This is a genomic window from Nocardia sp. NPDC056611, assembly GCF_042792755.1.
In the GTDB taxonomy this organism is placed as follows: Bacteria; Actinomycetota; Actinomycetes; order Mycobacteriales; family Mycobacteriaceae; genus Nocardia.
Genome location: NZ_JBHTVV010000004.1, coordinates 61,717 through 76,791 on the forward strand (window position 1 = coordinate 61,717; position 15,075 = coordinate 76,791).

Genomic DNA, 15,075 nt, shown 5'->3' on the forward strand with positions numbered 1-15,075 from the left:
TCACATCCGGAAGACGCCGAAGCCCTCGGCGCCCTTGATCGGGGCATTGTGAATGGCGGACAACGCCATTCCCAACACCGTGCGGGTGTCGCGGGGGTCGATGACGCCGTCGTCGTAGAGGCGGCCCGACATGAACATGGGCAGCGATTCGGCCTCGATCTGCGCCTCGATCATGGCGCGCAGACCGGCGTCGGCCTCCTCGTTGAACGGGATGCCCCGCGCCTCGTTGGCCGCGCGACCCACGATCGAGATGACACCCGCCAGCTGCGCACCGCCCATGACGGCGGATTTGGCGCTCGGCCAGGCGAAGACGAAACGCGGGTCGTAGGCGCGACCGCACATGCCGTAGTGGCCCGCGCCGTAGGACGCGCCCATCAGCACCGAGATGTGCGGCACCTTCGAGTTCGAGACCGCGTTGATCATCATCGCGCCGTGCTTGATGATGCCCTTCTGCTCGTACTCCTTGCCGACCATGTAGCCGGTGGTGTTGTGCAGGAACAGCAGCGGCGTGTTCTTCTGATTGGCCAGCTGGATGAACTGGGTCGCCTTCTGCGACTCCTCGGAGAACAGCACGCCGCGCGCGTTGGCGAGAATGCCGACCGGGTAGCCGTGCAGCTCCGCCCAGCCGGTCACCAGGCTGGAACCGTAGAGCGGCTTGAACTCGTCGAAGTCCGAGCCGTCGACCACGCGGGCGATGACCTCGCGCGGGTCGAACGGGATCTTCAGGTCGGTCGGCACGATGCCGAGCAGTTCCTCCGGGTCGTGCAGCGGCTCGATCACCTCGGTGACCGGGCGCGCGGCCGGCCCCTGCTTCTGCCAGTTCAGGCGCTTGACGATGGAGCGGCCCAGGCGGATCGCGTCCTGCTCGTCCACGGCCAGGTAGTCGGCCAGACCCGACGTGCGGGCGTGCATCTCCGCGCCGCCGAGCGACTCGTCGTCGGACTCCTCACCGGTGGCCATCTTCACCAGCGGCGGACCGCCCAGGAACACCTTGGAGCGCTCCTTGATCATGACCGTGTAGTCGGACATGCCCGGGATGTACGCGCCACCGGCCGTCGAGTTGCCGAAAACCAGTGCGATGGTGGGGATACCGGCCGCCGACAGCCGGGTCAGGTCCCGGAACATGCGGCCGCCGGGGACGAAGACCTCTTTCTGCGTCGGCAGATCCGCGCCACCCGACTCCACCAGGCCGATCACCGGCAGCCGGTTCTCCAGCGCGATGTCGTTCATACGCAAGGTTTTCCGCAGCGTCCACGGGTTGGAGGTGCCGCCGCGCACGGTCGGATCCGGCGCGGTGATCATGCACTCGACGCCCTCGACCACGCCGATGCCGGCGATGACGCTCGCGCCCACATGGAAGTCGCTGCCCCAGGCGGCCAGCGGGGCCAGCTCCAGGAACGGCGAATCCTCGTCGATGAGCAGTTCGATGCGTTCGCGCGCGGTCAGCTTGCCGCGCTTGCGATGCCGCGCCATCTTGTCCGGGCCGCCGCCCGCGATGTTCTTGGCGTACTCGACCTCGACCTCGACGAGCTTGGCGGTCATCGCCTCGGCGGCCGCCTGGTAGTCCGCCGAATTCGGGTCCACGGATGTGCGCAGAATACTCAAGACTGGAACCCCAATCGCTTGGCCGCGAGGCTGGTCAGAATCTCATTGGTGCCGCCGCCGATGCCGAGGATGCGGACATCGCGGTAATGCCGCTCGACCTCGGACTCGCGCATGTAGCCGAGGCCGCCGAACAGCTGAACCGCCTGGTGGGCAACCCATTCGGCGGTCTCCACCGCGGTGTTCTTGGCGAAGCAGACCTCCGCGATCAGGTCGGTCTCCCCCTGCGCGGCGCGTTCGGCCAGCACGTGGGTGTAGACGCGGGCCACGTCGATGCGGCGGGCCATCTCCGACAGCGTGTTCTGCACCGCCTGGCGGCTGATCAGCGGGCGGCCGAAGGTCTCCCGGTCGCGGGTCCACCGCAGGGTCAGGTCCAGGCAGCGCTGCGCGTGCCCGTACGCCTGCACGGCCAGGCCCACCCGCTCGCTCACGAAAGCGTTTGCGATCTGCGCGAATCCGCTGTTCTCCGGACCGACCAGGTTCGAGGCGGGCACCCGCACGTCGACATACGACAGCTCGGCGGTGTCGGAGGCCAGCCAGCCCATCTTCTCCAGCTTGCGGCTGACCGTGAAACCAGGCGTGCCCTTCTCCACCGCCAGCAGCGACACACCCGCCGCGCCCGGACCGCCGGTGCGGACCGCGGTCACCACGTAGTCGGCGCGCACACCGGAGGTGATGAAGGTCTTGGAGCCGTTCACGATGTAGTCGTCGCCGTCGCGCACCGCGGCGGTGCGCAGGTGCCCGACATCGGAACCGCCGCCCGGCTCGGTGATGGCCAGCGAGCCGATCTTCTCCCCCGCCAGCGTCGGCCGCACCCAGCGCTCGATGTGCTCGGCATTGCCGGAGGCGATGATGTGCGGCACCGCGATACCGCAGGTGAACAGGGACGCGAACAGGCCGCCCGAGCAGCCCGCGTAGTGCATCTCCTCGGCCACGATGGCGGCGTCGATGGCGTCACCGCCGGAACCGCCCGCGGACTCGGGGAACTGGATGCCCAGCAGACCCAGCGCGCCCGCCTTCTTGTGCAGCTCGCGCGGAATCTCGCCGTCGCGCTCCCACTGATCCAGGTAGGGCAGCACCTCACGTTCGGCGAAACCACGCACGGTGGCGCGCAATTCGCGGCGCTCGGGCGTCTGCCACGGGTTCACATATTGGGCGCTCATACCGCCTCACTCCCCTTCGCACGGCCGGAATGCCGTGTGGTGTCCACTGATTCGTCCGTGTGCCCGCTCATGGCAGCAGCTCCACCGGGATGTCGAGATGCCGCGCGCGCAGCCATTCGCCCAGGCCCTTGGCCTGCGGATCGAAACGGGCCTGATACGCCACGCCCTCGCCCAGCAGGCCCTCGACGATGAAGTTCAGCGCCCGCAGATTCGGCAGCACGTGCCGGGTGACGGGCAGGTCGGCGGTCTCGGGCAGCAGGCGGCGCAGTTCCTCGACGGTCAGGGCGTGGACCAGCCAGCGCCACTGCTCGTCGGTGCGCACCCAGACGCCGATATTGGCATTGCCGCCCTTGTCGCCGCTGCGGGCCAGGGCGATCGAGCCCAAGGGGCCGCGCCGGGTCTCGCCGGACGGAAGCGGCTGCGGCAGTTCCGGTTCCGCGACCACGTCCAGCTCCAGGGTCTCCCCCGCCGGGGCGACCGCCACCTCGGAGCCGTCCGGCAGCACGGCGGTGTGCGGAATCTCCTTGGAGTCCACGTACCCCGGCTTGAACACGCCGTAGGGTCCGCCGTTGCCCGGAGGCGCCGTCAGCGAGAAGCCGGGGAAGCTGGCGAGCGCCAATTCCACCGCGACACTGGAGAACGCGCGACCCACCTTGTTCGGGTCGGGATCGCGCACGACACAGCGCAGCAGGGCGCTGGCCTGCTCCTCGGTGGCGGCGTCGGGGCGGTCCAGCCGCGCCAGCGTCCAGTCCAGTTCCGCGGGACGCACCGTCAGCCACGACTCCAGCTGACCCTGCGCCAGCGCCGCTTTGGCCTCGATGTCCAAACCGGTGAGGATGAACTGCATTTCATTGCGGAAGCCGCCGATGGTGTTGGTCGACACCTTGGTCTGCGGCGGCGGGGCCTCACCGGTCACGCCGCTGATCAGCACCCGATCCGGGGCCTCCTGGCTCACCTGGATGCTGTCCAGGCGGGTGGTGACGTCCGGGCCCGCGTAGCGCGCGCTCTGGATCTCGTACATGAGCTGCGCCTTCACCGTGTCCACGGTGACCGCGCCGCCGGTGCCCTCGTGCTTGGTGATGACACTGCTGCCGTCGCGGCGCACCTCGGCGATCGGGAAGCCGGGGCGGCCCAGATCCGCGATCTCGGTGAAGAAGGCGAAATTGCCGCCGGTGGCCTGGGTGCTGCACTCGATGACGTGACCCGCCACCACCGCGCCGGCCAGGGCGTCGTAATCGGTTCGGGCCCAGCCGAAGTGCGCGGCCGCCGGGCCGACCACCACGGAGGCGTCGGTGACCCGGCCGGTCACCACGATGTCCGCGCCCGCGGTCAGGCATTCGGCGATGCCCCACGCGCCCAGGTAGGCGTTGGCGGTCAACGGTGCGCCCAGGCCCAGTTCACCGGCGCGGGCGAGCAGATCGTCACCGGTCACATACGCGACCTTCGGTGCGAGACCGAGCTTTTCGGCGACCTCGCGCACCCGCTGCGCCAGGCCCGCCGGGTTGAGGCCGCCCGCGTTGGCGACGATCTTCACACCCGACTCCAGGGCCAGCCCGAGGCTGTCCTCCAGTTGCCGCACAAAGGTTTTGGCGTAGCCCAGGTTGGCGTCCTTCATCCGGTCGCGACCCAGGATGAGCATGGTGAGCTCGGCCAGATAGTCGCCGGTGAGCACGTCGAGCTGACCGCCCTCGAGCATCTCCCGCATGGCGCTCATGCGATCGCCGTAGAACCCGGAACAGTTGCCGATCCGGATGAGATCCGGAGTGTCGGCGAGCTGACTCATGAAGGGCCTCCCTGTGTGCGCCCGAAGCCGGCGCAGCCTCGGTGCTGCGGTCGGTTACAGGGTCACATCAGGGGCGGAAAAAATCAAGCCCGCGTGCTTGTTATTTACGGAAAGCCCCGGTCAGGGCCGGGTACCGGGGCGCCGGCAACCGTCAGGCAGACTGAACGGGTGTCCACAGACGTCAGCGCGCTCATCCTGCTCGCCCTCGCCGGATTCCTCTTCGGCGGCGCGTACTCGCTGTTCAAGACCTCGCGCCCACTGGCCGTGGCACTCGCCGTCTGTGGCGTGCTCGCAGCAGTGGGCGCGATCCTGTGGATGAGTAACTGAACCCTCGGGCTCTCGTCTTCACTCGGCTTCGAGGCGGAAGATGCGCAAGTCTTCGGGGACTCCACTGAGCGGGGCTGCGAAGAAGCTGCGGCGGTAGGGCTTCACGCCCAGGCCGAGTTCTTCCAGGGTCTCCGGCTGCAGAGCGTCCAGGGTGGCGCCCGAGAGCATGGTGTTGCCGTTGCCGCCCGCTTCCATGACGCGGGCCGCGATATTCACGTCGATGCCGAGCCAGTCGCCGCCGATCTCACGGGGGCTGCCGGTGTGCAGGCCCAGGCGCATCTGCGGGCGGTAGCCGTCCACCGACACGGCCGACAGGTTCTCCTTGGCGGCGATGGCGGCCCGCACGGCCCGGTCCGCGGACGGGAAGACGGCCATCACACCGTCGCCCATGCGCTTGACCACCTGACCGCCCCGATCCACGATCGGCGGCTCGATGGCCTTGGCCACCCGGCGCAGCAGGTCCAGGGTCACCTCGTCGCCCGCCGCCAGCGACCAGCTGGAGAAGGCCACCAGATCGGTGAACATGATGGTGATCTCGTCGCTGCCGCGGCCCTTGCCGACCCGCTCCAGCATGGCCTGCCAGACCTGCAGCGCGCCCAGCCCCAATTCGCGTGCGGCGCTGGGCGAATCGCCGACCAGCTTGTCCGCCGCGCGGGCCACCGCGCGCACCCCGCCCGGTCCGGAGACCGAGAGCGGATCGCCGAAACCCGGGTCGCCGGGCAGATTCTCGCGCGCCTTGCGGATCGCGCCGATGATGTCGCCGCGTTGATTGGCGGCATTGACCAGGGCCGAGAGCTGGCCCGGGAAGCGGCCGCGGCGACGCGGCTGCCCGTCGAGCTCGTCCGGGTCCTCCGGGTCCTCGGAAAGTTCTGCGGGGATCAGCGGGATGACCACATCCGGGTCGATACGCGGTTGGTCGCGCCCCCGGTTCCCGCCCGTGTCACGCGAGCGGTTGCGATCGGTCCCCAGTCCGTCCGTGCGGTTCGCGTCTTTGGCGCGGTCTCCGCCGTCGGAGGGTCGTTCGCTCACGCCCAGAGCGTATCCCAGCGTTCCGTCATGGGATGGATTAACGATTGCCACCGGACACCTCCCGATCGGTGCTAGCGGCCACATCGTTGGACCCGCCGAAGGTTTGAGTGTTTTGGTTGCTGAACCGATGCTACCGACCGTCCAGTGCAACGCGCCACACCACCACGGCTCGAATCAAACGTTAGCTGGACCACACTTTCGGCCCGATATGAACCACCCCGCCGAATGACATCGGCCCGATACGGAAACCGTATCGGGCCGATGCGCGCCGCCGTGCCGGGCAGTGGCCGGCGGCTCCCCGGGCAGGGTCTATATCACTCGTAACACGAGTCAGGCATCGCGTTTGTTCACCACGAAGAGCGCGGCTCCGAACACGACTGCGACGAAGGCCGCAAAGTAGATGAGACCACCCCAAGGACCCCAATGCCAATACTCGGATTTCTCGTCCACGGTTCCGAGGAACAGGCCCGCGTTCTGGAAGGGCAGCAGCACCTGGATTTCCCGGCCGACCTTGCCGAACGCACCGACCATCGGCTCCAGGATCACCGGCCACACGATCAGTAGCGAGAGCGCGCCCGCCGACTGCCGGATCAGGGTGCCGACGCCGACCGCCAGGAAGACGATGAGCAGGATGAAGATCGGGACGGCGTAGAAGACCCGCAGGTCGCCACTCGTGAGGCTGAGGTGGGCGCCCGCGTCGTGGGTCACCATGGCCTTGAAGATGAAGAAGCCGAGGAAGGTCAGCGCCACACTCAGCAAACCCATAGCAACACCAATGAGGCCCGCTTTGGTGAGCAGCACGGTGGTCCGGCTCGGGGTCGCCAGGAAGGTCGTCTTGATGGTGCCGAAGCGGTACTCACTGGTGACCGCCAGCGCCGCCAGGATCATCACCATCAGGTAGCCGAAGCCTGGCATACCCTGCGCCAGACCCGTGATACCCAGGCCCGCGATCGAGTTCTCCGCGTACGGCGCGTCCGAGGGATTCATCTTGCCCTCGGCCAGTTGGTCCTGGAACACCCGCCACGACGCGTTCAACGCCAGGCTGAACAGCGCCGCGATCCCCAGCGCGAACGCCGCCAGCAGCACCGTGCACCACACCGGCGACTTGGTCGAGGTCAGTTTGATTCGTTCCGCGGTGAGCACTCCCATCAGAGGCCACCTCCCATCACCTGATCGAAACCTTCGCCGTGGTACTGCACCGCGCCACCAGTCATGCGCATGAACGCCTCCTCCAGCGACGCGCGCTGCGGGGACAGCTCGTAGAGCGTGATGTCATTGGCCCCGGCCAGCTTTCCGACCGCGTCGCTGGTCACGCCCGCCACCATCAGCGCCGGGCCGTCCGCCTCCGCCCCGTCCTCGCGCACCGTCATGCCGTTCGAGGTGAGCAGGCTGCGCAGCTGATCCAGCTGCGGACTGCGCACGCGCACAGACTGTTCCGACGCCTTCTCGATGAAATCCTTGGTGGAGGTGTCGGAGATCAACCGCCCGCGGCCGATCACGATGAGATGCTCGGCGGTCTGCGCCATCTCGGAGAGCAGATGACTCGACACCAGCACGGTGCGGCCCTCCGACGCCAGCCGCTGCATGAAACGGCGGATCCAGAGGATGCCCTCCGGGTCCAGGCCGTTCACCGGCTCGTCGAACAGCAGCACCTGCGGGTCGCCGAGCAGCGCGCCCGCCAGACCCAGCCGCTGCGACATGCCCAGCGAGAAGCCGCCCGCGTTCTTCCCGGCCACCTCGTTGAGGCCGACCAGGCGCAGCACCTCCTCGACCCGGGACTGCGGAATGTCATTGGACGCGGCCATCCAGCGCAGATGCGAGCGCGCGGAACGATTGGGGTGCACCCACTTCGCGTCCAGCAGCGCGCCCACGGTGTCGAGGGGGCGTTTCAGGTCGTGGTACGGCTTGCCGTCGATGAGCGCGGTCCCGGAGGTCGGGGTGTCCAACCCCAGGATCATGCGCATGGTGGTCGACTTACCCGCCCCGTTCGGGCCGAGAAAGCCGGTCACCTGCCCCGGACGGACCGTGAACGACAGATCCGACACCGCGACGGTCTGGCCGTAATGTTTGGTCAGGCCTCTCAGTTCGATCATGCTGCCCAGTCTTCCCCATGTAGTGAGCGCGCACTATCGCCAAAAGGTCGCGCGTCGCTCATCCTCGGGGATGATTACGGCCCGGACCCGGCTCCGGGTTCAGGCCGCGGCCCGGGGAATCAGAAACCCGGCGAGGAAGCCTGCGCCCAGAAGCGTTTCGGGATGCGGCCCGCCTGGCGAGCCAGCCAACCGCCCTCCACCGCACGGGCCATGGCCGACGCCATCACCGCGGGCTGACGGGCGCGGGTGACCGCGGTCGCCAAAAGGACCGCCGAACAGCCCAGTTCCATGGCCAGGGCGGCATCGCTGGCGGTGCCGATGCCCGCGTCCAGGATCACCGGGACGCCCGCGGCGGCCACGATCATCTCGATATTGTGCGGATTGCCGATGCCCAGGCCGGTGCCGATCGGCGAACCCAGCGGCATGACCGCGGCGCAACCGACATCCTCGAGGCGCTTGGCCAGCACCGGGTCGTCGGTGGTGTAGGGCAGCACCGTGAAGCCGTCGTCCACCAATTGCTCTGCGGCGGACACCAATTCGATGGCATCCGGGAGCAGGGTGCGCTCGTCGGCGATGACTTCCAGCTTCACCCAATCGGTTTCGAGGGCCTCGCGGCCCAGCTGCGCGGTGAGCACGGCCTCGGCGGCGGTGCGGCAGCCCGCGGTGTTCGGCAGCGGGGCGATCTCCAGGCGCTTCAGCAGGTCGAGCACGCCGGTGCCGCCCGCGGCGTCCACGCGGCGCATGGCGACCGTGGTCAGCTCGGTGCCCGACGCCAGCAGCGCCTCCTCCAGCACGGCCAGGTTCTCCGCGCCGCCGGTGCCCATGATCAGGCGCGAACCGAACTCGCGGCCCGCGATGACCAGCGGCTCGATCGCGCTAGCCACCCTGCACCGCCGTCAGCACCTCGATCTCCCAGCCGCGGCCCACCGGCTCGTCCCAGCGGGACTTCGGAAAGACCGCGCCGTCGATCGCCAGCGCCACGCCCTGACACGGCAGGTTCAGGCGCTCCAGCAGCTCGCGAACGGTGAGCTCCTCCGGGAACACGTGGTCCTCACCATTGACGGTGACGCCGACCGGAATTGCGGTCATCGAACTCCTCCTGAGATGAAACGGTGCGGATCCGCGGCTCGCGCCTCGGGCAGCTCGGTGTCGGCGAGCAGGGCCAGCACGGCGTCCGCCGTGACCGGGGTGTCCAGGATGCCGTTGCGGCCGTGGCCCGCGGCCACGATCACCTTGTCGTCGAGGTATCCGATCAACGGCAGATTGTCCGGCGAGCCGGGACGCGAACCCGCGACGGCCTCGGCGAACTCGTATTCGCCCAGGCCCGGCAGGACGGCCTCGGCATCGGTGATCAGGTCCCGGACCCCGGCGACGGTGACGGCGTTGTCGAACCCGACTTCGTATTGTGTTGCACCCAGCACGATCCCGTCAGCCCTCGGCACAAGATATATAGGGCGGCCGTGCACGCGGGCCCGGATCACCCGGGTGGGCGGGCTGGGGGCGCTCGGGCGGCGGCGCAGGCGCAGGATCTCGCCCTTCACCGGACGCACCGGCAGGCCCGGCCACAGCTGGGCGGAGGCGGCGCCCGCGGACAGCACGACGCGATCGTGCGGCAGCGCCGCCACATCCTCGATCCGCTCCCGGCGGAACTCGACCCCGGCCTCGAGGCAGGCGAATTTCAGCGCGTTCACCAGGGCCCGGTTGTCGACGGCGGGTTCGGCGGCGGCCAGCAGTCCGGCCCGCACGCCGCGGCCCAGGCTCGGTTCGGCCGCCCGGACGCCCGCGCGATCCAGCAGGCTCAGCTCGTGGCCGCGGGCGTTCACCCAGTCGGCGATGGTGCGCAGGTCAGCGGCGTCGGCGGCGTCCAGGGCGACGGTGAGGGTGGCGTCGGCGACGAAGACATCGGTTCCCGTGACGGCCTTCAGATCACCCGCGAACCCGGGCCAGCGGACCAGCGAGGCGGCGCCGAACGCGAGGGCCGCGTCCTCCCCCGGCCAGCCCTCCGACAGCGGCGCGAGCATCCCGCCCGCGACCCAGGAGGATCCGGTACCCGAGGCCGGGTCGAAGAGGGTGACGGTCCAGCCCGCTCCGGCGGCCCGCCAGGCCACCGACAGTCCGATCACACCGCCGCCGACGACGGCCAGAGTCCGCATGTGAATCCACCTAACTCGTCCCCGCGTCGCCGGGGGACCCGCATATATCCGCTGCGAAACATCGGCCGCGAGGAAATGTCGCGAGCCGCCACACCGGGCGTTTTCCCTCGGGTCGTTTCGACCCGACAACCGTAGCGCGACTACCGTCACCCCTGTGCAACCCTCCCACCCGAACCGGCCCGCCACCCCACGGGAACGCCTCGCCACCGCGCGGCTCTACCTGTGCACCGACGCCCGCCGCGACCGGGGCGACCTGGCGGACTTCGCCGAAGCGGCCCTCGCCGGCGGCGTCGACATCATCCAGCTCCGCGACAAGGGTTCCGCCGGGGAGAAGCAGTTCGGCCCGCTCGAGGCGAAGGCCGAACTCGCCGCCCTCGCCGAACTGAAGGCGGTGGCCCGCCGCCACGGCGCCCTGGTCGCCTGCAATGACCGCGCCGACATCGCCCTCGCCGCCGGAGTCGACGTCCTCCACCTCGGCCAGGGCGACCTCCCGCCCTGGTACGCCCGCCAGATCCTGGGCCCCGACGTGGTCCTCGGCCGCTCCACCCACAACCGCGCCCAAGCCGGTCTGGCCGCCATCGACGAACACATCGACTACTTCTGCACCGGCCCCGTCTACGCCACCCCCACCAAACCCGGCCGCACCCCCGCCGGCCTCGACTTCGTCCGCTCCACCACGGACTCCCACCCCACCCGCCCCTGGTTCGCCATCGGCGGCATCGACGAGAACACCCTCCCCGAAGTCCTCGCCGCCGGCGCCACCCGAATCGTCGTCGTCCGAGCCATCACCGCCGCCGACAACCCCCAAGCCGCCGCCCGCGCCATCAAGCAACGCATCCTCGACAACGACCGCTGACCAGCGAATCATTGTGCACGGCAACCGAATAGCCGTTCTGACGCGCCCGGAGCGGGAGCATTCGGGCATGTCCCATGTATGCGGAACGCATGTTCGAACGAGCGGCTAGCTTCGCTGTGTGCCGTCCATTCGTCACGAGATCCCGCTGCAGCTGCTGCGCCACCGCCCCGAGGTCGCACCTCAGATCGCTCGGGCGGTGCTGGGTCTGCCGGTGCCGGATCTCCCCTGCTGGCGGCCGGGCCCCGAAACGGTGACGTTGCTGTCACCGGGCGAGTTGCACCTCGACATCGTGCTGGTCGGCGCGACAGCCGAGAAACCCGAGTTCGCGATTGTTCACGAGGTCCAGAATTCCTGCGGGACTTCAGAACTCGAACGCATCTCACTGAGCTGGCCCGCCTACGTCACCCATGTACGTCAACGCCTGGGTTGCCCGGTCGTCCTGCTGGCTTTCTGTCCCGACGAAAGAACCGCCCGGAAGGTGGCAGCCCCCGTCGAAACGGGCCACCCCGAATTCGTCTTCCGGCCACGCACCTATTGGCCGGGAATCCTGCCCGCGATCACCACGGTCGCCGAAGCCGACCGGTGGCCGGAGTTGGCGCTGCTCTCCGCACCAGGCCACCTGGGCGACGGCGAGCGCCGAAACGTGCTCGAGATGGCTCTCGAGGCCATGCAACGCCTCGAGCCGGACCTGCGTGTCCACTACCATGACTACATCAGCAAATGCGTACCGGTCAGGTACCGGAAGGAGTGGGAGGAGCTCGTGGCCATCGCGATCGAGAACTACCACTGGGAAAGTGACTTCGCCCGCGAACACCAGGCCATCGGCCGTGCTGAGGGCCGGGCCGAAGGCCAGGCTGAGGCACTGTCGGGTTCTGTCCTGCGGATTCTCGAACGCCGCGGGCTCGCAGTCGACGCCGCTGTCCGCAACCGAGTCACCAACTGCTCGGATCTCGCCCAATTGACGCGGTGGCTGGATCTGGCACTCGTCGTGGATTCCGCCGCAAAGATCCTCGACCCCGAGGCCGACTCATCGGGCGAATCGGCATAACGCTCACCGGATCGAGACTCCTCAGCTCGCGGGCCTTCGATCTCCGCGAGACCTGTCGGGTTGGCCTACCGGAATTGACCGGGGGCGCTCATCCGAGGGCGGATTTCAGTTGCGCCCACGTCTTTCCGGCCACCATGAAGTGGTCGTCGGGCATTTCGTCGAGCATCACCCAGACGTGAGCGGGGTCGTAGCCGAGGTTCTCGGCGACTACCCGGCTCACTTCCCGCATGGTGCGGGCGAGGGCCTCGGGCGTCTGTCCCCGCACCGTCTTGATCGTGACCATCGGCATGTGAATCCTCCAGCTCTTTCTGAGTCTCAAATCGAGATTCAGCTTGCCGAGGCTGAGTCTCAAAGTCAAACCCTGCTACGGTGGAGGCATGTCGGACAGGCCGGGGCTGCGGATTCCGCTCGACGAGTGCGGGCTGGCACGCACCGCCGCGGTACTCGGCGACCGGTGGACACTGCTCGTTTTGCGGGAAGCGCACTACGGCATTACTCGATTCGACGATATGCGGGCAGACCTCGACATACCGCGAAACGCGTTGAGCACGCGACTGAAGACGCTGGTCGACACGGGGCTGCTGGCTAAGAGTTCCTACCGGGAACCCGGCGCTCGCACACGCGACGAATACGTGCTCACCGCCATGGGTCGCGAACTGCTTCCCGCCCTGATCGCCCTGATGCAGTGGGGCGACAGACATCTGAGCGATGAGGACGGGCCGCTGGAATTCCGCCACGCCGGGTGCGACGGCATCGTCACCGCCCAATTGACCTGTGAGTGCGGCCAATCGGTGCAACCCGCCGAGCTGACACCGCGGGTTCGGTAGCCGGCCCTCACCCCACCGGGTCCAGGCGGATCGGGACGCCGTTCAAATTGGACATACCCGCCAGGTGTTCGACATCGGCGAGATCGGTGGACATCAGGTCGTTGACGTTCGCGCCACCGGCCGCGTTAGCACGATGCCAGCCGCCATCATGACCCCAGCCGTGGGGGATGGCCACGGTGCCTTCGGTCAGATCGTCCGTGAGGCGGGCCGTCACCTCGATCGAGCCGTGTGCGGAGGTGACCAGGCAGCGGTCGCCGTCGGAAATTCCGGCTACCGCGGCGTCTTTGGGGTTGATGCGGGCGGCGTGTTCGCGGTCGCCTCGCATGAGGGGTTCGACGTTGTGCATCCAGGAGTTGTGGGACTTGAGTTCGCGGAGGCCGATCACGCGCAGGGGGTAGGTGGGGTCGGCGGGGCGGGCGGTGAGGGTGCGGAGTTCGATGATGATCTCGTCGGGGTCGAGGCGGACGCGGCCGCCTTTGTGGCGCACGATGTTTCGCAAGACGCCCGTGGCGATGGTGTCGGCCAGGACCACGCCGTGGGGGTGGCGGCGCAGCATGCGCAGGCTGAGACCCTCTCGCCGGAGGCCGAAACGGTCGCCGTAGGGACCGGAACGCAGAGCGAGATCGGCGAGGAGCGGCGGGGTCGGGCGGGCCGACGCCAACCGGGGGACGCGGCGGCGCAGGGAACTCAGCGCGCGGCCGAGCGGGCGGGCGGGGCCTACGGCGAAGGGCTGCACGCCGATTCGGGTGGCGATGGCGTCGATGATCCGCCATTCCTCGCGGGCCTCGCCGTAGGGTTCGACGACGCGCTCGGTGTACTGGGTGTACGGGGTCGGGGAGAGCGCGGCGAACGGGAGCGGGATGTCGTCGCGTTCGAGGAAGGTGGTCGCGGGGAGGATGTAGTCGGCGATGCGGTTGGTGTCGTTGATGTAGAGGTCGATGGAGACGAACAGGTCCAGTTCCGGGAGGGCCGAGGCCAGTTCGCGGCCGTTCGGGACCGAGGAGACCGGGTTGCCCGCGGACGTGAACAGAGCGCGCAGGCGGCCCGGGCCCGGCGTGGTGATCTCCTTGGCCATGATGGCGGCGGGGAACGTGCCCAGGACGTCGGGGAATCCGCCGACCCGGGAGTGGTTGCGGCCGTAGCCCGCGAAACCCAGGCGGGCGCTCAGTTCGGAGACCGCCACCAGCTCCTTGCCGAAGACACTGCCGCCCGGCTGGTCGAGATTGCCGGTGACCAGGGCGAGCGCGTCGACGAGGAAGGCCACCAGGGTGGCGTGGCGGCCCAGGCAGGTGCCGGTGCGGCCGTAGACGGCGGCGGAGTCGGCGCGAGCCAGATCACGGGCCAGGGCGCGAACCAGATCGGGGTCCAAGCCGGTGATCCCGGCGGTCGCCTCGGGCGTGAAACGGCTGACGGCGGAGCGCAATTCGCGGACGCCGCGCGCCTGACGGCGCAGGGCCTGCTCGTCCTGGAGCCCCTCCTCGAAGATCACCTGGAGCAGCGCCGCCAGCAGCCAGGCATCCCCGTCGGGCCGGATGCCGACGTGCTCGAAGAGTTTCGCCGTCTCGGTCCTCCGCGGATCGACCACCACCACCCGGCCGCCACGCTTGGTGATCCCGGTCAGCTTGTCGCGGACCCGTGGCACGCTCATCGCGCTGCCGTGCGAGACAAGGGGATTCGCGCCCAGCATGAGCAGGAAGTCGGTGCGGTCCAGATCGGGGACCGGCACCGAGGTCGCGGATCCGTAGAGCAGTTCGCTGGCCACGAAACGGTTGTTGATGTCCTGCGAGCCCGCCGAATACACGTGCTTCAGCCCGGCGGCCAGCTGGAAACCCACCATCCACAAGGTGTGCGAGTAGGAGAAGGTGGACGGATTGCCGAAATACCATCCGAGACTGTCGATTCCGTGCTCGCCGATCAGCGCGCGCAGCCGCTCGCCGATCTCGTCGAGCGCGGTATCCCAGGACACCCGCTCGAACTCGCCGGCGGCCGTGCGCCGCAGCGGATGCAGCACCCGGTCCGGGTCGTTCTGAATCTCGGTGAACGCGATGCCCTTGGGGCAGGCGTTGCCGCGGGACAGCGGATGATCCTTGTCGGCGCGCAATCGCACCAGCCTGCCGTCCTCGACGGTGGCGATCAGGCCGCAGAGCGGCTCACAGATACGGCAGTACGTGGGGACCTCGCGCGCGCTCACGCC

At 68.7% G+C, this 15,075-nt stretch carries 15 protein-coding genes; 4 read left to right on the forward strand and 11 right to left on the reverse strand.

What is annotated here, in order from left to right; genetic code table 11:
- The 3 genes from ACFRAQ_RS21715 to ACFRAQ_RS21725 form a co-directional block, all read right to left on the reverse strand.
- The gene (locus tag ACFRAQ_RS21715; RefSeq protein ID WP_379102353.1) at positions 1-1,605 is read right to left on the reverse strand and encodes an acyl-CoA carboxylase subunit beta; all 1,605 of its coding nucleotides are present in this window, start codon (positions 1,603-1,605) and stop codon (positions 1-3) included.
- Positions 1,602-2,750 (reverse strand): acyl-CoA dehydrogenase family protein, encoded by a 1,149-nt coding sequence (locus tag ACFRAQ_RS21720; protein WP_379103680.1) that lies wholly within the window; start codon positions 2,748-2,750, stop codon positions 1,602-1,604. The genes ACFRAQ_RS21715 and ACFRAQ_RS21720 overlap by 4 nt, the downstream gene beginning before the upstream one ends.
- 82 nt (positions 2,751-2,832) lie before the next feature.
- The gene (locus ACFRAQ_RS21725) at positions 2,833-4,548 is read right to left on the reverse strand and encodes an acyclic terpene utilization AtuA family protein (RefSeq protein ID WP_379102355.1); all 1,716 of its coding nucleotides are present in this window, start codon (positions 4,546-4,548) and stop codon (positions 2,833-2,835) included.
- A gap of 168 nt (positions 4,549-4,716) precedes the next feature.
- Here ACFRAQ_RS21725 and ACFRAQ_RS21730 point away from each other — a divergent pair, with 168 nt between their 5' ends.
- Positions 4,717-4,875 (forward strand): hypothetical protein, encoded by a 159-nt coding sequence (locus ACFRAQ_RS21730; RefSeq protein ID WP_357284743.1) that lies wholly within the window; start codon positions 4,717-4,719, stop codon positions 4,873-4,875.
- Positions 4,876-4,893: 18 nt separating this feature from the next.
- On the opposite strand, the gene ACFRAQ_RS21735 is transcribed toward ACFRAQ_RS21730, so the two are convergent.
- The 6 genes from ACFRAQ_RS21735 to thiO all read right to left on the reverse strand — a co-directional run bounded on the left by ACFRAQ_RS21735 (position 4,894) and on the right by thiO (position 10,150).
- Complete coding sequence (locus ACFRAQ_RS21735) at positions 4,894-5,661, reverse strand: adenylate/guanylate cyclase domain-containing protein (protein ID WP_379103682.1); 768 nt, start codon at positions 5,659-5,661, stop codon at positions 4,894-4,896.
- Between the two features lie 573 nt (positions 5,662-6,234).
- On the reverse strand, positions 6,235-7,053 hold the full coding sequence (locus tag ACFRAQ_RS21740; RefSeq protein ID WP_379102357.1) for an ABC transporter permease: 819 nt from the start codon (positions 7,051-7,053) through the stop codon (positions 6,235-6,237).
- Positions 7,053-7,997, reverse strand: coding sequence for an ABC transporter ATP-binding protein (locus tag ACFRAQ_RS21745; RefSeq protein ID WP_379102359.1), 945 nt, complete (start codon positions 7,995-7,997; stop codon positions 7,053-7,055). The genes ACFRAQ_RS21740 and ACFRAQ_RS21745 overlap by 1 nt, the downstream gene beginning before the upstream one ends.
- A 119-nt stretch (positions 7,998-8,116) precedes the next feature.
- The gene (locus ACFRAQ_RS21750) at positions 8,117-8,881 is read right to left on the reverse strand and encodes a thiazole synthase (protein ID WP_379102361.1); all 765 of its coding nucleotides are present in this window, start codon (positions 8,879-8,881) and stop codon (positions 8,117-8,119) included.
- Entirely contained in the window at positions 8,874-9,086 is a 213-nt protein-coding gene (gene thiS, locus ACFRAQ_RS21755; RefSeq protein ID WP_357284752.1) for a sulfur carrier protein ThiS, read from the reverse strand. The genes ACFRAQ_RS21750 and thiS overlap by 8 nt, the downstream gene beginning before the upstream one ends.
- A complete protein-coding gene (gene thiO, locus ACFRAQ_RS21760; protein WP_379102363.1) occupies positions 9,083-10,150 on the reverse strand; it encodes a glycine oxidase ThiO in 1,068 nt (355 codons plus the stop codon). The genes thiS and thiO overlap by 4 nt, the downstream gene beginning before the upstream one ends.
- Positions 10,151-10,304: 154 nt before the next feature.
- Between thiO and thiE the strand changes: the two genes are divergently transcribed.
- Positions 10,305-11,006 (forward strand): thiamine phosphate synthase, encoded by a 702-nt coding sequence (thiE, locus tag ACFRAQ_RS21765; RefSeq protein WP_379102365.1) that lies wholly within the window; start codon positions 10,305-10,307, stop codon positions 11,004-11,006.
- A 118-nt stretch (positions 11,007-11,124) separates the two neighbouring features.
- Positions 11,125-12,054: a hypothetical protein gene (locus ACFRAQ_RS21770; RefSeq protein WP_379102367.1), complete on the forward strand. Its 930-nt coding sequence runs from the start codon at positions 11,125-11,127 to the stop codon at positions 12,052-12,054.
- A gap of 88 nt (positions 12,055-12,142) precedes the next feature.
- Here the strand turns inward: ACFRAQ_RS21770 and ACFRAQ_RS21775 are convergent, their stop codons facing one another.
- Positions 12,143-12,343 carry a 4-oxalocrotonate tautomerase family protein gene (locus ACFRAQ_RS21775; protein ID WP_379102369.1) on the reverse strand — a complete coding sequence of 67 codons (201 nt, stop codon included), beginning with the start codon at positions 12,341-12,343 and terminating at the stop codon, positions 12,143-12,145.
- 88 nt (positions 12,344-12,431) lie between these two features.
- On the opposite strand from ACFRAQ_RS21775, the gene ACFRAQ_RS21780 reads away from it, so the two are divergent.
- Positions 12,432-12,881, forward strand: coding sequence for a winged helix-turn-helix transcriptional regulator (locus ACFRAQ_RS21780; protein WP_379102371.1), 450 nt, complete (start codon positions 12,432-12,434; stop codon positions 12,879-12,881).
- Between the two features lie 7 nt (positions 12,882-12,888).
- On the opposite strand, the gene ACFRAQ_RS21785 is transcribed toward ACFRAQ_RS21780, so the two are convergent.
- Positions 12,889-15,072 (reverse strand): molybdopterin-dependent oxidoreductase, encoded by a 2,184-nt coding sequence (locus ACFRAQ_RS21785; RefSeq protein ID WP_379102374.1) that lies wholly within the window; start codon positions 15,070-15,072, stop codon positions 12,889-12,891.
- Positions 15,073-15,075 lie beyond the last annotated feature (3 nt).